This is a genomic window from Dyella sp., assembly GCF_051954575.1.
Taxonomy (GTDB): Bacteria; Pseudomonadota; Gammaproteobacteria; order Xanthomonadales; family Rhodanobacteraceae; genus Dyella_B.
This window is the reverse complement of record NZ_JBQCHP010000121.1, coordinates 1-18,800: the sequence shown is the minus strand read 5'-3', so window position 1 is coordinate 18,800 and position 18,800 is coordinate 1. Positions and strand designations below refer to the sequence as shown.

Below are 18,800 nucleotides of genomic sequence, written 5' to 3'. Positions count from 1 at the left end.
TTAAGGAATCAGCGTGGCGATCGTATGTTGGACGTAGGCGTCGAATTCTTCGTGCGTCAACCTTGGCAGGCCGAGCGTGAAATTGAGTTGCAGAAAACCGACGTAGGCGGCGTAGGTAAGCCGTGCGCGATTGAGCGCCGCGGTGGGCTCCATGCCGGCTTCGGTATACGCCGTGTGAAGAAATTCCGTGCGTCGCTGGGAGACGCGCGCCATCACCGGCACCACCAGCGGATGATCCAGCGCCTTCAACAAGGCGGCATAGACGCGATGGGCCTGCAACTCGTGCGCGACGCGCCGGAACAACTCGGGCAGGCGTTCGCGCGGATCGGCGATCGCCTCGATCTGGCTGATGATTTCGCGCTCGCCGAATTGCTCCCAGCGCTCCAATGCCGCCTGCAACAAGGCTTCACGCGTGCGGAAATGCCAGTAGAAGCTGCCCTTGGTGACGCCAAGCTGACGGGCCAGCGCTTCCACGGCCAGCGCGCCCACACCTTGTTCCGCGATCAGGTTGAGGGCGGCGTCTTCCCAGTCTTCGGCGGAAAGGCGCGTGCGTTCGGTTTTTTGACGGACATTCATCCCCGTATGGTAGCCGAAGCGTGCCGCAAACTGTGGCCGCCCTGGCCTGTCGCACCGCCGGAAATGGCCGATCCCCGGGCGGGTTGACGCCGGTGCGATACGCAACCCATACTCGTGCGTATGGACACATGTAGAGCCAACCGTACCGCATTGGCCACGACAGACGGCCTGTCGTTGGCGGTAGAGGTGCGCAACCCCGATGGCGCGCCGACGCTGCTGTTCGCGCACGGGTTCGGCCAGACCCGTGGCGCCTGGAACGCCGCGGCCGACGCGCTCGCTGCGCGGGGCTGCCGTTGCGTCACCTTCGATAGTCGGGGCCACGGCGAAAGCGATCGAGCTGCGGACGGCGATTACCACATGCAGCACTTCGCCGACGACCTGCTTGCGCTGGCCCGCCTGCAATCCGAACCGCCGATCCTGGTCGGTGCATCGATGGGCGGACTGCTGGGCCTGGTAACGGCCGGCGAAGTGCGGCCCGCGCCGTTTCGCGCGCTGGTGCTGGTCGACATCACGCCGCGCTGGGAAACGGCTGGCGTCGAGCGCATTCTTGCGTTCATGCAGGCACACCCGGATGGTTTTGCCAGTTACGCCGAAGCAGCGGAGCAGATCGCTGCGTATCTGCCGCAGCGCCGCGAGCGCAAGAGCGAGCAGCAATTGCGCCCGCTGCTGCGCGAAGGCGCCGACGGCCGCCTGCGCTGGCATTGGGATCCGGCGTTGCTGGCAGGCGACCTGGTCAGCGAAAGCGAACGCCATCAGCCGCGCCTGCTCAAAGCCGCGGCCAACGTCGAAGTGCCGGTGCTGCTGCTTTCGGGCGAACGCAGCGATGTCGTTTCGCGCGGCACGGTAGAAGAATTCCTTGCGCTGGTGCCGCATGCGCGGCATGCCGAGGTGCCCGGCGCCACCCATATGTTGGCCGGGGATGCGAATGACGCATTCGCGGCCGCCATTGCAGGCTTCATCGAAAGCCTGGAATCCGCCGGTGATACGGCGAAGCCATCTGCCATGAGGTGTTGAGATGTCCGTACTACTGACCGTGTTGGCCGCGCTCATTGCGACTGGCGCCTGCGCATACCACCGCAGCAGTCTGCGTACCTGGGCGATCGCCACGACTATCACCACGCTGATCATGGGATGGCTGGTGCACGCGCCGGCCACGACGGTGATCCTGCTGGTGATCGAACTGGCGATCGCGCTGCCGCTGCTGAACCTCGGCTTCCGCCGCAAGCAGATCAGTGCGCCGCTGCTGAAGCTGTTTGCGAAGGTCACGCCGAAGCTGTCCGATACCGAGCAGACCGCGTTGGAAGCCGGCACCGTCGGCTTCGAGGGCGAGCTCTTTTCCGGCAAGCCGGACTGGCACGAACTGCTCAAGCAACCGAAGCCGGAATTGAGCGTGGAAGAAAAAGCCTTCCTCGACGGCCCGGTGGAACAGCTGTGCGGCATGCTGGACGATTGGCAGATTACGCACGAGTTGGCCGACCTGCCGCCGGAAGTATGGGACTTCATCAAGAAGCACAAATTCTTCGGCATGATCATTCCCAAGCAGTATGGCGGCCTGGGTTTTTCCGCGTTGGCGCATTCGGCGGTGCTGCAGAAGCTGGCCACGATGTCGGCCACCGCCGCCTCGACCGTCGCCGTGCCCAATTCGCTCGGCCCGGCCGAACTGCTGCTGCATTACGGCAGTGACGAGCAGAAGAATTTCTATCTGCCGCGCCTGGCCGTGGGCGAGGAAATTCCCTGCTTCGCGCTCACCGGTCCGTATGCAGGTTCGGATGCAACATCGATTCCGGACTACGGCATCGTCTGCAAGCAGATGGTCGATGGTGTCGAAACCATCGGCATGCGCCTGAATTTCGACAAGCGCTACATTACGCTGGCGCCGATCGCCACCGTGGTGGGCCTCGCCTTCCGGTTGTATGATCCGGAACATCTGCTCGGCGACAAAGACGATCTCGGCATCACGCTCGCGTTGCTTCCGCGCAGTACGCCGGGCCTGGAAATCGGCCGTCGCCATTTCCCGCTGAACGTGCCGTTCCAGAACGGACCGGTGCGCGGCAAGGACATCTTCGCGCCGCTGTCCACCCTGATCGGCGGTCCGCACATGGCCGGCCATGGCTGGCGCATGCTGGTGGAATGCCTGTCGGTGGGCCGCGCCATTTCGCTGCCTTCCAACGCCACTGGCGGCGTGCGCATGGCGACGGCTGCGACCGGTGCTTACGCGCGCATGCGCAAGCAGTTCGGTTTGGCGGTGGCACGCTTCGAAGGCGTGGAAGAAGCGCTGGCGCGCATCGGCGGCCTCACCTATGCGACGGCTGCGCTGTCGCGCGCAACGGCCGCAGCGGTGGATCGCGGCGAGAAGCCAGCGGTGCCTTCGGCGATCGCCAAGTACCATGCCACCGAATGGGGCCGCGCAGTGGCCGGCGATGCGATGGACGTGCATGGCGGCAAGGCCGTGCAGCTTGGTCCCAAGAACTACGCCGGCCGCGCCTGGCAAGGCGTGCCGATCGCGATCACCGTGGAAGGCGCGAACATCATGACGCGCAGCCTGATGATCTTCGGCCAGGGCGCGATCCGCTGCCATCCTTATGTATTGAAGGAAATGCAGGCGCTATCGATCGCCGACTACAGCGAGCGCCTGAAAGCATTCGATCGCGCGCTGTTCGGACACCTGGGCTTCGGTATTTCCAACGCGGTGCGCAGCTTCGTGCTGGGCCTTACCGGCGCGCGCATCGGCGATGCGGCGGGCGATGCCTACGTGCGCCGCTACTACCGCAAGCTCAATCGCTATTCCGCCGCGCTGGCGTTGTGCGCCGACACCTTCATGGGCGTGCTGGGCGGCAAGCTGAAGTTCAAGGAAAAGCTTTCCGCGCGCCTTGGCGACGTGTTGAGTTATCTCTACATCGCCAGCGCGATGTTGAAACGCTACGAGGACACCGGCCGTCCGGAAGCAGATCGCCCGTTGCTGGCCTGGGCCTTCCACGAATGCATGTGGCGCACGCAGATGGCGCTGGATGGCGCGATCCGCAATTTCCCGGTGCGTCCGGTGGGCTGGCTGCTGCGCGTGCTGGTGTTCCCGTTCGGCCGCCGCGAAGTGCCGCCGTCGGACCGCCTTGGCCGTCGTGTCGCGGCGATCATCACCGCGCCAGGCGAGGCGCGCGATCGCTTGCTGGAATGGACGTATCTCACGCCCACGCCTAACAACACCGTGGGTCGCATGAATGAGTTGTTGCCCGACGTGATCGCGGCCGAACCGATCGAGCGCAAGTTCGGCAAGGCGCAGAAGGCCGGGCAGTTCACATCGCACGATTACGTTGCGCAGTTGGACGAAGCGGTGAAGGCCGGCGTGATCGATGCGTCGGAAGCCGCCTTGCTCAGGCGCGTGCGCGAAGGCGTGTTCGAGTTCATTTCGGTGGACGATTTCGATCCGGCGGAGCTGCGTTCGGCGATCGCGCGCAAGGATTCGAAGAAGCTGGCGGATGCGGCGTGATGGTTGCGTACCCCTCCAAACTTCAATTCGCGAACATCGGCTCCCCCTACGTGCAGTAGGGAGGGTTGGGATGGGGTGAAGTCCTCAATCTCGTAATGAATTCTGCTGCGCGGCAAGCTCGTACAACCCACCCCAGCCCTCCCCGGTACGCAGGGAGGGAGAGAGCCCAACCCGCTCTGTTTGATCGCTGGAGACGTCATGAGCACGTCGTTGCTATCGCTCTACCAACGCATCACCCGCTGGCCGGGCGGCCACTGGCTGTTCTCCCGCGCGATCTGCCTGCGCGCACCGTACTTCGCCACCATCGCACCGCTCTTCGTCGCACTGGAATCGGGCCGCTGCGAGGTGCGCATGCGCGATCGCCGGCGCGTGCACAACCATATCGGCAGCGTGCACGCGATTGCGTTGTGCAACCTAGCTGAATTGAGCGCAGGCGTGATGGCCGAAGCGACGCTACCGCCGACCGCGCGCTGGATTCCCAAGGGCATGCGCGTGGAGTATCTCCAGCGCGCCAAGGGCAGCATGCACGCCGTCGCCACGCCGGAAGTGCCGCTAGGAGACATCCACGCGGGCCGCGAATGGCCGGTGCAGGTGGAGGTGACGGACCCGGCGGGAACGCCGGTCTTTCGTGCGCATATCACACTGTGGGTGTCGCCTCGTAAGAAGCCGTAGCACGCCGTCAGTGCATGACGGCCAAAAAATCAGATAGTCATGTAGAGGCCAGCGCACACCCGTTCTTGCCGTGATCTTTCACTTGATACATGGCCCGATCGGCGGCCTGGATCAGCGCTTCGTCCGAGTCGATCTGTTCGTTCCACACCGCGATGCCGATGCTGGCGCTCACGTGCGCGAGGAATGCGTCGTTCTCGCCCTGCAGCGGATAAGGCTGCGCCAATACATTGCAGATGTCCTGGCAGCGTTGCAGCAGCGGCGCGACCTCGCCGGCGTCGCGGAAGATCACCGCGAATTCGTCGCCACCCAGGCGCGCGGCCGTGTCGTTGACGCGTACGTGCTGGGTGAGCCGCAATGAAATCGCTTGCAGCAGCGCATCGCCGGCAGGATGGCCGTAGGTGTCGTTCACGCCTTTGAAGCCATCGATATCGACCAATGCCAGGGCGAAGGGAACGCCGTGCACCATGCTGTATTGCACCGCTGCGCGCAGGCGGTCGTGGAACAGCACGCGGTTGGGCAGGCCGGTCAGCATGTCGTGCGTGGCCTGGTGGCGCACTTGGGCTTCGATGCGCTGGCGCTCGGCGATTTCCGCCTGCAGTTGGCGATTGCGATCGGACAGCTCTTCCATCGCTTGCTGCAGTTGCATGCGCGCGTTGTGCAGTTCCAGGAACACGCGCACCTTCGACTTGAGGATGGCGTCGTTGATCGGCTTGGCGATGTAGTCGACCGCACCGGAACGGTAACCCTTCAGGCGGTTGAGGTCATCGGCGTAGGCGGCGGTGACGAAGATCACCGGCGTGTCGCGCAGTTGTTCGGTATCGCTCAGCCATTGCGCCACTTCGAAGCCATCCATGTCAGGCATGTTCACGTCGAGCAGGATCAGCGCGAAATGCTGGTCCAGGCATTTGGATAGCGCCTCGTTGCCGCTGCTGGCTTCCACCAGTTCGGCGCCGCTGTCGGCCAGCAGATGGCGCATGGCGACCAGGTTGGCGCGGGTGTCGTCGACGACCAGGATTTTGGGTAGGTGTGTAGTCATGCCAGGCAGAGTCGATTGAGCAGAGGGGCGATATCCAAAAGGGGCACGCAGTAGTCCGCGCCGGCGATCTCCAATGCCGCCTGCGGCATGGCGGCGGCTTCGGCGTCCGCGGGAGATTGCACTACGGCGAGGCCGCCGAGCTGACGAATGCGTCGCAGTCCGGCGGCGCCATCGGCATTGGCGCCGGTGAGCACCATGCCGAGCAGTCCGCCGCGCCAGGCCTCGGCGGCGGAGTGGAACAGCACATCGATGGAAGGCCGCGCATGGTTCACGCGCGGATCGATGGACAAGGCAAAATGCAGATCGCTTTCCACCAGCAGATGGTAGCCCGAGGGCGCAAGGTGCACGACGCCGGACTGCACCGGTTGGCGTTCGACCGCTTCGGTCACCGGCAACGGCGATATGCGGCTCAGCACACTGCGCAGCATGTCCACGGTATCGGAGCGGCTGTGCAGGCACACCACGATCGCCTGCGACAGCCTGGCGTCCAGGCCGCCGAGCACTGCCTTGAGCGCATCCACGCCGCCAGCGGAGCAACCGATCGCGATGGCCGCCGGCGTACTCATGCGTACGTGCCATCGGCGCGGCCGGCCAGCCGAAAAATGCGCAACGCGGCGTCGAACGGCAAAAAATCTTGCGCATGTGGCGCCTGATTGAGGTTCTCCCTGAGCCCGAGACAGAGAAATCCTCCGCGCACCAGGCTGTCGCGAAACAACGCCAGCGCGCGATCTTGCAACGCATCGGAGAAATAGATCAGCACATTGCGACAAAGGATCAGATGGGCTTCGCGAAACACGCCGTCGATAGCGAGGTTGTGCACGGCGAACGTCACATGCCGGCGCAAACGCTGATGAAACTTGATCAGCTTGTAGCCCGCGCTGCAGTAGTCGGCCAGCGAATGCGTGCCGCCCGCCGCCTGGTAATTGCGCGACCACTGTTGCGCGTCCTTGCCAGGGTAGATGCCATCGCTGGCACGCTGCAGGGCGCGGTCGCTGAGATCGGTGGCAAAGATTTGCGTGCGATCGTACAGCCCGGCCTCTTCCAGCAGGATCGCCAGCGAATACACCTCCTGCCCGTGCGCGCAGCCGGCCTGCCAGATATTGATCTGCGGGTACGAGGCCAGCAGCGGAAACACTTGCTCGCGCAGCGCACGAAACGCGGCCGGGTCGCGGAACATGTCCGAGGTGGGCACGGTAAGTCCTTCCAGCACGCTCGACAGCAGTTGCGGTTCGTGCAGCATGCGCTCGGTCAGGCCGGTGATGGTCTTGCACTGCAGCTGGTCGGCGAGCAGGCGCACGCGCCGCTTCAGCGAGGCCGGCGCGTAGCCGCTGAAATCGTAGCCGTGGCGTTTGTGCAGCGCCTGCACGAACAGCCCCAGCTCGATGCTGTCCAACTCCGGTACGTTCACGCCCACGCTGCTCATGAATCAGTCGCGCAGCCACATGCGCATGATCGATGCGAGCTTGTCCACGTCGATCGGCTTGGACAGGTAATCGTTGGCGCCCGCTTCCAGGCAGCGTTCGCGGTCGCCGCGCATGGCCTTGGCGGTCAGCGCGATGATCGGCAGATTGGCGAAGTTCGGCTGCGCGCGGATGGCGCGCGTGGCCTCGTACCCATCCATGCCCGGCATCATGATGTCCATCAGCACCAGTTCCACCTGCGGGTTTTCCGCCAGCACCTGCATTGCCTTCTGTCCGTCCTGCGCCATGCTCACCTGCATATGCCAATCGCGCAGCACCTTGGAAAGCGCGAACAGGTTGCGCATGTCATCGTCCACCAGCAGCACGTGATGTCCGCGTAAACCATCATCGCTGGCAGCGGGCGTAGCGGCGCCTTGGCGCGCATCGCGAATGCTGTGCAGGAACAGGCTCACTTCGTCCATCAGGCGTTCGGGCGAACGTGCGCCCTTGATCACGATGCTGTCGGTGTACTGGCGGATGCGCAGGTTTTCCTCGCGGCTCAGTTCGCGCCCCGAATACACCACTACCGGAGGAATGCTGCCGCTCGCCGCCAGCTTCTCCAGCATGTCCATGCCCGACATGCCGGGCAGCCCCAAGTCGAGCACGATGCAGTCGTAGCCGGTGGCAGCGATTTTCTGCAGTGCCTCCTCGGCGGAACCGGCTTCGTCGATTGCCACATCGTCCTGGCTAAGCAGGGTGCGCACGGCGCTGCGTGCGTGCGCGTCGTCGTCCACCACCAGCAGATGGCGCGTGCGGCCCTTGGCGAAATGCAGCAGGCGCTCGAAGGCTTCGCTGATCGCTTCGCGCGTCACTGGCTTGGTGAGAAAGCCGACCGCGCCCAGCTCGCGTCCGCGTCCTGTGTCGTCGGTGGCAGTGAGGAAATGTACCGGAATATGGCGCGTGGAAGGATCGGCCTTGAGGCGTTCGATAACGGTCCAGCCGTCCATGCCCGGCAGCATTACGTCGAGCAGGATGCCGATCGGGCGATAGCGGCGCGCCAGCTCCAGCCCCGCTTCGCCGTTGGGCGCATGCAGCATGCGATGGCCCTTCTGATGCACCATTTCCGCCAGGATGTGTGCGAATGCCGGGTCGTCTTCCACGATCAGGATCGCACTGTCGCCGGGCTCGATGCGCTCGCGATCGTCGGCCATGCCTTCGGCCGGCGGTGCCCCGCGCCGTCCACGGCGCGGTATCGCGGCTGCGGCAGGCGTTGTGGCGGTGGCGGCGGTCACGGTGGCTTCGGTACTGCGCTCGGGCAACAGCAGCACGAATTGGCTGCCTTGTCCGACTTCGCTGCGCAGCAGGATGTCGCCGCCCAGCAGTGCGGCTAGCCGCCGCGAAATGCTCAGGCCCAGCCCGGTGCCGCCGAATTGCCGGCTGGTGCTGTTGTCGGCCTGTTCGAATGCGTTGAAGATGCGCTCGAGCTTGTCGGCGGGAATGCCGATGCCGCTGTCCTTGACGCTGATCGCGAGCATCGGTTGCGCGCGCAGCGGTTCGGGTATGGAGAGGTCGTCCGCTGGCCGGCCGATACACACGCGAACGGCGCCCTTGGCGGTGAACTTGAAGGCGTTGGCCAACAGGTTGTTGACGATCTGTTCCAGCCGGGTGGGATCGGTGTGGATGCTTTCCGGCAGACCTTCTTCCACCTTCACTTCATACTCAAGGTGCTTGTCGCGCGCAACGTGGTCGAAGTTGCGGCGCAAGCTGCGCGCCACGCTCTGCAGCGGGTAGTCGACGAGCGCCAGCTCCATCTTGCCCGCTTCGATCTTGGAGAGATCCAGGATGTCGTTGATCAGGCGCAGCAGGCTCGATCCGGCATCGTGGATGATGCGCGCCGATTCCACCTGCTCGCCGGTGAGGTTCCCTTCGCGGTTGTCGCCCAGGCTGCGCGACAGGATCAGCAGGCTGTTGAGTGGCGTGCGCAGCTCGTGCGACATGTTGGCGAGGAATTCGCTTTTGTACTGGCTGGCGCGCGCCAGCTCCACCGCTTTGTGCTCGGTTTCCTTCTGCAGCGCTTCCACTTGCCGCTTCTGCTCGCGCAGCGTGTCGGTCATCATCCGCAGTTCTTCGTTGGATGCCTGCAGCTCATCGGCTTGCACGCGCAACTCTTCCTCGGACGCCAGCAGACGTTGCGATTGTTCCTCCAGTTCAAAGGTCTTGGCGTGCAAGGTATCGTTGGCGGCGCGCAAGGCTTCCTGCTGCTGGCGCATGGTGACGGCGGAGATGCGCAGCTCGTCGGTCTGCTCGCGCGTCTGTTCCAGCAGTTGTTCCGTATTCACCGAACGGTTGAGGTTTTCCAGCGTGAGTGCGGCCAGCGGCAGCAATTCTTCCAGCAATTGCTCGTGATGCTGCGTGGGCGCGATGAAGCCGGCGAACTCCAGCACGCCGACCAGCTGATTGCGCACCAGCAACGGCAGAATGGTGAGATGGTGCGGCAACGATTGGCCGCTGCCGGAGTCGACGCGGAAATAATTGTGCGGCACCTCTTCCAGCGTGATCGGATGGCGTGAGGCGGCAACCTGGCCCACCAGCCCTTCGCCCGGCATGTAGGCATCCGGCGTGTTCTGCAAGCGCAGACCGTAGCTACCCAGCAGGTCAAGGCGCTGGCGCGATTCGTCGAAGCCGTAGAACAGCGCCACGCCAGCCTGGATCTGCGGCGCCAATTGGTTCACCAGGCGTTCCGCAAATTCGCGGTGGTTGGTGGCCGCCTGCAGGCTGACGGAAATTGCCGCGGCGTCGTTTTTCAGCTTCGCCTGCGCATGCGATTCGATCACCATCAGCTTGAACACCTGCAGCGCGCGCGAGATCTCGCCGATCTCGTCCTTGCGCTCCACGCCGCGGATCGGAATGGTGTGATCGTGATTGGCCAGCCGCGTCATCGATTCGCCCAGCCGGCGAATCGGCCGCGCCACCATGCGCGAGGTGAGCGAGATCACCATCAGGCCAATGGCGAACCCGAGCACCGCACTGACGATGTTGATGTAGAACGTGTCCTGCCGCAGCTTGTCTACGCTCTGGTTGCGCGTACCGAGCAGCAGGCGCTCGGTATCACTCATGTGGTTCAGTACGCCTGCGTAATCCTCCACGTGCACCGTGCGGTGCGCAAAATAATTGGCCTGGAGCGTGGCGAACTGCGGGTCGCCCGCATTGAGCGAAGCGGCCGGGTCCACCACCATGGCCTGCATCTCGTGGTTCCACTGCTGCGCCAGCGCTTGGATGCGATCGATGCGCGCCTGCTGCAACGCATTGTCGGCCGTCAACTGCCGCAGCTCGGCGAGCTGGGCCATGAAGCGCGTATTGCTGCTCGTGGCGCGAGCCAGTTCCTTGGGATCGTGGAAAAGCAGGAACCCGCGCAACCCGATCTGGCTGGATGAGGCCGTGCGTTGCATCTGCTCGATCTGGATCAGCACCTGGTAGGTGTGGTCCGCCAGGGCGCGCGACTCGGACTGGTTTTTCTCGGAAATGACGTTGGCCGCGCTGTCGAGCAGGAACAAGCCAAGCAGCAGGCCAATCGCGAGAATGATCTTGTAGCGAATGGGCAGGTTGGCCAACCAACCATACTTCCTTGCCGTCGGCGTCACGTCGGAGCTGGCCATGCGAAATCCCGCTGTGGTGGCTTTGGATATGCCGCGCCCGGCGAGCCGGGTAGCGGACCCCTGACCTTCAGATTAGCGAGATGCATCGCCGGGCGGTACTGCCCGGCGAGGTGATGGAGGTGTGAAGGCGATCCGTCGCCCGCGGCTTACACGTCGATCGAGGCGGCGTGCTCACGGGTAGCGGAGAAGCGCACGGCGGGCGAGCGCTCCTGCGTCAATTGCAGGTTCACGCGCGAGGGGGCGAGATAGACCAGCTCGCCGGCTGCGTCGATGGCGAGGTTCATGATGTTCTTCTCGCGGAACTCTTCCAGCTTTTTCGCGTCATCGCAGTGCACCCAGCGCGCGGTCACCACGCCGACCGGTTCGAAGCTGGCGTCCACGCCGTATTCGTCCTTCAGGCGATAGGCCACCACATCGAACTGCAACACGCCGACCGCGCCGAGAATCAAATCGTTGCTCATCAGCGGGCGGAAGAACTGTGTGGCGCCTTCTTCGGAAAGCTGCGCCAGGCCTTTCTGCAAGGCCTTCATTTTCAGCGGATCGCGCAGGCGCGCGCGGCGGAACAGTTCCGGCGCGAAGTTCGGGATGCCGGTGAAGCTGATCGCTTCGCCTTCGCTGAAAGTGTCGCCGATGCTGATGGTGCCGTGGTTGTGCAAACCGATCACGTCGCCCGGATAGGCGCTTTCCACGATCTCGCGGTCGCTGGCCATGAAGGTGAGCGCATTGGCGATGCGCACTTCCTTGTTGGTGCGCGTCTGCACCATCTTCATGCCGGCGGTGTAGGTGCCCGAACACACGCGCATGAAGGCTACGCGGTCGCGATGCGCCGGGTCCATATTGGCCTGGATCTTGAACACGAAGCCGGTGAGCTTTTCTTCCGCCGGTTTCACCTCGCGGCTGAGCGTGGCGCGCGAGCGCGGCGAGGGCGCGTGCTCCACGAAGAAATCCAGCAGCAACTGCACGCCGAAGTTATTCACGGCCGAACCAAAAAACACCGGTGTGAGCTTGCCGGCCAGGTATTTGTCCAGTTCGAACGGATGCGAGGCGCCTTGCACGAGTTCCAGCTCTTCGCGCAGGTCTTTCATCGCTTCGCTACCGATCGCCGCTTCCAGCCCCGGCGCATCCAGGCCCTTGAAAATGGTCGAATCCTGGCGCGTGAAGTTCTTGCCCTGCTCGAACACATGTACTTCATCCAATAGCAGGTGGTACACGCCCTTCAGGCGCTTGCCCATGCCGATGGGCCAGGTCAGCGGCGCGCAGGCGATGCCGAGCACGGATTCCACCTCGTCCAGCAGTTCGATCGGCGAGCGGCCTTCGCGGTCGAGCTTGTTGATGAAGGTCATGATCGGCGTGTCGCGCAGGCGGCACACCTCCATCAGCTTGATGGTGCGCTCCTCCACGCCCTTGGCGCAGTCGATCACCATCAGCGCCGAGTCCACCGCGGTGAGCACGCGGTAGGTATCTTCGGAGAAGTCCGCGTGGCCCGGGGTATCGAGCAGGTTGACGATCTTGCCTTCGTACGGGAACTGCATCACCGAGGAGGTCACCGAAATGCCGCGCTCCTTCTCCAGCGCCATCCAGTCGGAGGTGGCATGGCGCGCGGCCTTGCGGCCCTTCACCGAGCCGGCCATCTGGATCGCGCCGCCGAACAGCAGCAGCTTTTCCGTCAGCGTGGTCTTGCCCGCGTCGGGGTGGCTGATGATGGCGAAGGTGCGGCGGCGCTGGGTTTCTTGCAGATGGGTGGACATGGGCGGATGGGCTGGCATGCGAACCGGCTATTGTAGCGTGGATGGGCTGGGGGGCGGTGCCGCTGCCTGCCTGAACCTCCCGCCGGCCCGGTTAGCGTCGAATCTCAGCTGCATGACTCCCTCCCCTGCTGTCAGGGGAGGGGACAGATTCCGGCAAGCTGAGATTCGACGCTAGCCAGCTCCATCGGGAGAAGGATTCGCTCAGCTGGTTTTTAGCAAGTTTCCACATTGGGCCCACGCACTGTCCCGCCCTGACAGATATTGGGCCATGTCGTCCCATGGCCGGATGATTCGTCGCCGCTTACGATCCCAATGTTCAAAAGTGTGTCCATAACTCTTCACGACGGTAATCGGCGTGATGCGTATTGCGCGATTTTCATTTCCATCCATGCGTCGCATTTGCGTGGCGCGTGAAGCCGTGTCGCGCGATTGGTCCATGCCGATTAAAAACGATGCGGTGAATAAAAAACAATGCGCAATAACACGCACAAACAGCTTTATTCAATTTCATCTGTCATGAATAAATAAAAGACACGTATTGATGACAAATGGTCCTGGCGATTTTCATTGAGTTTGCGTGTTTTAGGAATTCTCCGATTTGATCTGAGCTGGACGTGCGTAGAGTGCCACGCCGCGCTTTCGGCCCTTTCTCTCCATAAAACGTCTCAAAACATCATGCATAGCAAAATCGAGCATACGCTGCCTGAGGGCGGCGCAGTCACGCGCAGCCTCGCCCATCGTTTGCCCCATCACATATGGCCACGACGCACGGCGGCCAGTCTTGCCGTGCTTGCCTATATGGCGTTGCTGTCCTCGCAGGCGCATGCCAACTGCGCCACGGCGAACAACGCCACGATCTGCGACACCAGCGCGCCTTCGCCATGGGCCACGATGATCGGCGCCGGGCCGAATGCGGTATCTGGTGCCGCGGTCACGGTGGGGAGCAATGCGCAGGTGGTCGTGGGGGATACGTCGGCGATCGCACTGGGCAACCAGGCGAACATCGTCATCCAGTCCGGCGCGCTCGTGCAGAACAAGGCCGTGAGCAACAAGGGGACGTACGGCACCGGCGCCAATACGATCGATTTCGGCGGCAACGGCACGTTGACGGTAGAGCAGGGCGCGATGGTGCTTTCCTCCGGTACGGAAGGCAACGGCGAGGCGGTCAACCCGGAAGGTGCCGGCAACATCATCGTCAACAACGGCACGATCCGCGCCATCCACGCTGCGGCGATCTGGTTCCAGACCAAGACCGGTTCCAACACGGTGGTCAACAACGCCACCGGCGTCATCGAAACCGATGTCACCAACGGCAATGTGCTGGGCTCTTCCGGCAATGCAGCGGTGGACTTCACTAACCGCGGCAAGGTGGTAGGCAACCTCGTCTTTGCCGGCGGCGACGACACTTTGCACTTGTACAACGGTTCGTCCGTCAGCGGTTCCATCGATGGTGGCGCTGGCAACAACCTCATCACCTTGGACGGCAGCGGCAGCGATACGCTGCCGACCATCACGCGTTTCCAGACACTGCAGAAGCAGGACGATGGCATCTGGACAGTGGCCAAGCCGCTGAGCGGCATGGGTGTGACCTCGACCGAAGTGCAGCAAGGCACGCTGGTGTTGACCGGTGACAATTCGGCTTATTCCGGCAGCATGCTGGTCGATGCAGCGGGAACGCTGCAGTCCAGTGCGCAGAGCCTGCCGTTGACAGTGACGGACAATGGGCTGGTGCGCTTCCAGCAGGATGCCGACGGTACTTACAGTGGATCGATCAGCGGCAGTGGCGCGGTGCAGAAGAACGGCGCCGGCACGTTGGCGCTCGATGCCGCCAACACCTATACAGGTGGCACCACCGTAAGCGAAGGTACGCTAGTGGTGGGCGATCCCAACACGCCAGGTGTGTCGATCACCGGTCCGACCAGCGTAGCCAGCGGCGCGGTGCTTGGCGGTTACGGCAGCGTCCATGGCGACGTCAACAATAACGGCACACTGGCGGTCGCCAATGCGATGGCGCCGTTCTCAGGCAACGCGAACGGCGGGTTTGTGGTGCATGGACGATTGACCAATGCCGGCACCGTGCAGCTTGGCAGCGGGCAAACGGTGGGCAATACGCTGACCGTAGGCAGCTACGTGGGCAACAACGGCATCCTCGCATTGAACACTGTGCTGGCCGGCGACAATGCCGCTTCCGACAAGCTGGTGGTGGATGGCGGAACCGCCACCGGCTCGACCATGCTGAAGATCACCAACGTCGGCGGGCAGGGCGCGGCGATCACGTCCAATGGCATCCTGGTGGTGCAAGCCGCCAACGGGGCCACCACCGACGCCGGCGCATTCAAGCTGGCGAACGGCACGATGAAGGCCGGTGCTTACGAGTATTACCTGGTGCGAGGCGGTGTCACCGCGGGTACATCGGAAGACTGGTATCTGCGCAACACGTTGCCGACGCCTGCTCCTGCTCCAACACCAGCACCGAACCCAACGCCAACGCCAACGCCAACGCCGACACCAACACCAATACCAATACCAATACCAACACCAACACCAACACCAACACCAACACCAACACCAACACCAACACCAACACCAACACCAACACCAACACCAACACCAACACCAACACCAACACCAACACCCACTTCGACACCCGCCCCGAGCCCGGCAGGCCCCGGCACCGGTACGACGTCACCGGCTGCACCCGATGTCCATTCGGTGCTGCTGTATCGCCCCGAAGCGGCGCTGTATGCGGCGGCGTCATCGGTAACGCGCCAGCTTGGCGTCATGCAGCTGGATAACTTCCAGCTGCGCCAGGGCGACCAGTCGCTGCTTACCGAAAACGGCAATCTGCCAGCGGTATGGGGACGCGTGTGGGGTGGACATAGCGTGGCGGCGCAAGGCGGCGACGTGAATCCGCGCTTCAGCGGCTCATTGAGCGGCGCGCAGGTCGGTCATGATCTCTACGCCGTCACCAGCGAAAGCGGCCATCGCGATCACTACGGTGTGTTCGTCGGTTTTGCGCGCGCCGATGGCGACGTGCGCGGTTTCGCCGAAGGCACGCAGAACCTGGGCGTGGGCCAGCTCGCGGTCGATGCGTACAGCGCCGGCGGCTACTGGACGCACATCGCGCCCGGCGGCGGGTATACCGATGCCGTGCTGATGGGCAGCACGCTTACGCTCAAGCCGGTGTCGCGTGACGGCATGGCGGCCCGCATGCACGGCCATGCTGTGATCGGTTCGTTCGAAGGCGGCTATCCGTTCGCACTTGGGCATGGCGTGACGCTGGAGCCGCAGGCGCAGGTAATCTGGCAGCACCTGTCGCTGCACGATTTCAACGATGGCGTCTCAAACGTGTCGTTCAACAACGGAGACGCGGCCGTCGGACGACTCGGCGTGCGCATGTTCGGCAGTTACGCCAGCGCAAGCACCGTTTGGCAACCTTACGTGCGTCTCAACCTGTTGCGTGCGATCGGCAGCAACGACACCACCGCCTTCGACGGCAGCACGTCCATCGTCACGCCGAGCCGGCAGAGTACCGCGCAAGCGGATGCCGGTGTCGTCGCAAAGTTCTCTCAGCGCGGCAGCATGTACGCTTCCGTCAGTTATTCGACGAGCTTGGGTGGCGAGCAGCAGCGCACGCTGGCGGGGAACGTGGGAATGCGCTGGGCTTGGTAAGCGCCGGATGCGAAAAAGCCCAGAGAGTTATTCTCTGGGCTTTGCTTCAGCTTCGCTTGTGCAACACGCTTCGATGGCGTAACCGCTCGCTGCGCATGACGTAGGGGATAACTACACGTCCACCGTCGATGCGATAGAAAATTCTGCATGGAGGTTCGACGATTTGCCGATAACGCCAGCCTTTCAGCTCGGGTGGTTTCGAGCCGCTTTCAGGATGGTCTGCAAGCTGCCTGATATGTTCAAACACACGTTGCACGAGCTTGCGCGCCGCCTGCGGATTTTCAAGCGCGATGTAATCGGCGATTTCGTCCAACTCATTGAGCGCAGGTTCGGTCCAGATTATTTCAGCCATCGGCCAAGGCGATCCTTTGCCTGATCGTGCGTAAGCGTGCGTCCTTCCTCGACAGCGCGTTCACCGCGTGCAATGCCTTCCAACAGTTTCATGCGCCGTTGCATGGCATCAAAGGATTGGACATCGACCAGGTATGCGCTTGGCAAGCCATGCTGGGTGATCAGAATCGGCTCGCGATCGCGCTCCAAATCGGCCAGCAATTCGGTCGCTTGACGCTTGAGGGTGGTCACTAGTTCGGTGCGCATGAAGTGATACTAAAGTATCACTAGCCATGACGCGAGCCGATCCACGAATGCCCGGAAGAATCCGGGCTTTTTCCGGGTGCGAGCGTTATTTCGCCAGCGTCGTAAGCAACTGATGCCAGAACGCCAACTCAGCCGGCACTTCACTGGCAGGAAGCTTTTCGTTCAAGCCATGCGCGAACGTGTCGTCGGCCTTGGTAAACGCGCCATCCACGCCGAAGCAAGGAATGCCCAGCGTGCGGAAATGCATGCTGTCGGTGGCGCCGTTGGACATGCCGGGAACGATCGGCACATTCGGAAAACGCGCATGCACGGCCGCGGTGACTGCCGCGACAACATCCGGCCGCAACGGCGAGGCAGGACTTTCCACCGGCGTCGGCGGCAGGATGGCGATCTTCGCGGTGGGATCGGCGATCACTTGTGTCAGCGTGTTCTTGATCGAATCCACCGAAACGCCAGGGAAAATGCGGCAGTTGACGGTGGCGCTGACCGATTGCGGCAACGCGTTGCGCGCATGCCCGCCGTGGATCTGCGTAGCCACGCAGGTAGTTCGCACCTGGCCGACGTAAGCCGGATCAGTGCTGATGGTGTCGGCCGCCTTGGCATCGTTGGGGTTATTGGCAAACGCCAACATGGCCTTGCCCAGCGCGCCCGGTGAGTGTTCGCCCTTGGCGCGCAGCGAGGCGAGAGTGATCGCATTGCTCATCACCGGAAACTGATGCGCAGCGAGCTTCTCCAGATCGTGCGAGAGCCGGTAGATCGGGTTGTCGGGGGTCGGCTCGCTGGAGTGGCCGCCCGGCGACGTCAGAGTGATCTCGAAATCGGCATAGGTTTTCTCGGCGGCCTGGATTTCATAGACCACCGGTTTGCCGTCGCTATCGAGCGTGCCGCCGCCGGCATCGGCATTGAGCAGGAATTCGGCGTCGTGATAGCGCTTGGCCAGTTCGCGCGTGGACAGCATGCCGGTTTCCTCGTCGCCGGAAAGCAAGAGGATGATGTCGTGGCTGGGCTTGAAACCTTCCTTCTTCAAGCGAATCAGCGTTTGCAGCATCACCACGTCGCCGGTCTTCATGTCCGCCACGCCGCGGCCGTACAGATAGCCGTTTTCCTCGACCAGCGTGAACGGGTCGCGCGTCCAGTCCTCGCGCTTGGCTTCGACGACATCCATATGGCCTGAAAGCAGAATGGGTTTGCCCGCGCCGGTACCGCGATAGCGCACGACCATGGCCGCGGTGTGGTCGACCGGGATGATCTCGATATCCGAAGCCGCGAAGCCGTTGGCTTCCAGTTGCTTGGCGAAATAACTGGCCAGCGTCGGCACCAGGTCATGCCCTTGCGCGGTATGCAGGGAGATGGCGTGGCGCAGCATGTCCATGGTGGCGGGCATTTGCGCGGTGATCGCCGGATCGGCGGCATGCGCGGCAGCGCCTGCAAATAAGGCAATGGCACCGGCAAGAACGGTCGTGGCAAATCGCATATGTCCCCTCGGGTCGGCTGATGCGGAAGCGCCGCCAAGGAGTACCACAGGGTTTGCCGCCTGTCAGTAGTGCATCAGGCATGGGAAGTCCGAGGCGCAACGAAAAAGCCCGGAGATCGCTCTCCGGGCTTTTTCGTTTTTCCGATATAGAAACGAAGGCTTACTTCGCTTCCTTCTCCATCAATTTGGCGACCATGCTCGCCGGCACTTCTTCGTAATGATCGAAGATCATCGTGAAGGTGCCGCGACCGCTGGTGGCCGAGCGCAGGAAGTTGATGTAGCCGAACATTTCCGCCAGCGGCACGAAGCCCTGCACGAAGGCGTTGGTGCCCTTCTGGCCCTGTTCGCTGACCGAGCCGCGACGGCGGTTGATGTCGCCGATCACGTCGCCGAGGTAGTCGGCTTCGGTGACCACTTCGAGCTTCATGATCGGCTCGAGCAGCTTGGGCTTGGACATCTTCTGGGCTTCGCGGAAGCAGGCGCGG

At 63.0% G+C, this 18,800-nt stretch carries 13 protein-coding genes and 1 pseudogene; 4 read left to right on the top strand and 10 right to left on the bottom strand.

Translation table 11 applies throughout. The annotated features are described in order from the left end of the window. Complete coding sequence (locus ACTHNE_RS15900; RefSeq protein ID WP_440269762.1) at nt 1-576, bottom strand: TetR/AcrR family transcriptional regulator; 576 nt, start codon at nt 574-576, stop codon at nt 1-3. A 120-nt stretch (nt 577-696) separates the two neighbouring features. Here ACTHNE_RS15900 and ACTHNE_RS15895 point away from each other — a divergent pair, with 120 nt between their 5' ends. The 3 genes from ACTHNE_RS15895 (at nt 697) to ACTHNE_RS15885 (ending at nt 4,732) form a co-directional block, all read left to right on the top strand. Continuing rightward, complete coding sequence (locus tag ACTHNE_RS15895) at nt 697-1,590, top strand: alpha/beta fold hydrolase (RefSeq protein WP_440269761.1); 894 nt, start codon at nt 697-699, stop codon at nt 1,588-1,590. Between the two features lies 1 nt (nt 1,591). After that, on the top strand, nt 1,592-4,060 hold the full coding sequence (locus ACTHNE_RS15890) for an acyl-CoA dehydrogenase (protein ID WP_440269760.1): 2,469 nt from the start codon (nt 1,592-1,594) through the stop codon (nt 4,058-4,060). Between the two features lie 198 nt (nt 4,061-4,258). Then, nucleotides 4,259-4,732, top strand: a complete 474-nt coding sequence (locus tag ACTHNE_RS15885; RefSeq protein WP_440269759.1) for a hotdog fold domain-containing protein — start codon at nt 4,259-4,261, stop codon at nt 4,730-4,732. Between the two features lie 37 nt (nt 4,733-4,769). Here the strand turns inward: ACTHNE_RS15885 and ACTHNE_RS15880 are convergent, their stop codons facing one another. From ACTHNE_RS15880 to ACTHNE_RS15860, 5 genes are all read right to left on the bottom strand, one after another. Then, nucleotides 4,770-5,768 carry a diguanylate cyclase domain-containing protein gene (locus ACTHNE_RS15880; protein ID WP_440269758.1) on the bottom strand — a complete coding sequence of 333 codons (999 nt, stop codon included), beginning with the start codon at nt 5,766-5,768 and terminating at the stop codon, nt 4,770-4,772. Beyond that, nucleotides 5,765-6,334 carry a chemotaxis protein CheB gene (locus ACTHNE_RS15875; RefSeq protein WP_324939029.1) on the bottom strand — a complete coding sequence of 190 codons (570 nt, stop codon included), beginning with the start codon at nt 6,332-6,334 and terminating at the stop codon, nt 5,765-5,767. Before ACTHNE_RS15875 ends, ACTHNE_RS15880 begins: the two co-directional genes overlap by 4 nt. Continuing rightward, entirely contained in the window at nt 6,331-7,191 is an 861-nt protein-coding gene (locus ACTHNE_RS15870; protein ID WP_440269757.1) for a CheR family methyltransferase, read from the bottom strand. Before ACTHNE_RS15870 ends, ACTHNE_RS15875 begins: the two co-directional genes overlap by 4 nt. Before the next feature lie 3 nt (nt 7,192-7,194). Continuing rightward, a complete protein-coding gene (locus ACTHNE_RS15865; protein ID WP_440269756.1) occupies nt 7,195-10,824 on the bottom strand; it encodes a response regulator in 3,630 nt (1,209 codons plus the stop codon). A 146-nt stretch (nt 10,825-10,970) separates the two neighbouring features. After that, complete coding sequence (locus tag ACTHNE_RS15860) at nt 10,971-12,572, bottom strand: peptide chain release factor 3 (RefSeq protein WP_440269755.1); 1,602 nt, start codon at nt 12,570-12,572, stop codon at nt 10,971-10,973. Nucleotides 12,573-13,247: 675 nt separating this feature from the next. On the opposite strand from ACTHNE_RS15860, the gene ACTHNE_RS15855 reads away from it, so the two are divergent. After that, on the top strand, nt 13,248-16,244 hold the full coding sequence (locus ACTHNE_RS15855) for an autotransporter family protein (RefSeq protein WP_440269754.1): 2,997 nt from the start codon (nt 13,248-13,250) through the stop codon (nt 16,242-16,244). Nucleotides 16,245-16,290: 46 nt separating this feature from the next. On the opposite strand, the gene ACTHNE_RS15850 is transcribed toward ACTHNE_RS15855, so the two are convergent. From ACTHNE_RS15850 to fusA, 4 genes and pseudogenes are all read right to left on the bottom strand, one after another. Continuing rightward, a complete protein-coding gene (locus tag ACTHNE_RS15850) occupies nt 16,291-16,596 on the bottom strand; it encodes a type II toxin-antitoxin system RelE/ParE family toxin (protein WP_324939047.1) in 306 nt (101 codons plus the stop codon). After that, on the bottom strand, nt 16,584-16,841 hold the full coding sequence (locus tag ACTHNE_RS15845) for a type II toxin-antitoxin system Phd/YefM family antitoxin (protein WP_440269753.1): 258 nt from the start codon (nt 16,839-16,841) through the stop codon (nt 16,584-16,586). Before ACTHNE_RS15845 ends, ACTHNE_RS15850 begins: the two co-directional genes overlap by 13 nt. An 85-nt stretch (nt 16,842-16,926) precedes the next feature. Further along, nucleotides 16,927-18,315 carry a M20/M25/M40 family metallo-hydrolase gene (locus tag ACTHNE_RS15840; RefSeq protein ID WP_440269752.1) on the bottom strand — a complete coding sequence of 463 codons (1,389 nt, stop codon included), beginning with the start codon at nt 18,313-18,315 and terminating at the stop codon, nt 16,927-16,929. 160 nt (nt 18,316-18,475) lie between these two features. After that, nucleotides 18,476-18,800: pseudogene (gene fusA / locus ACTHNE_RS15835) on the bottom strand (elongation factor G); the annotation flags it as partial.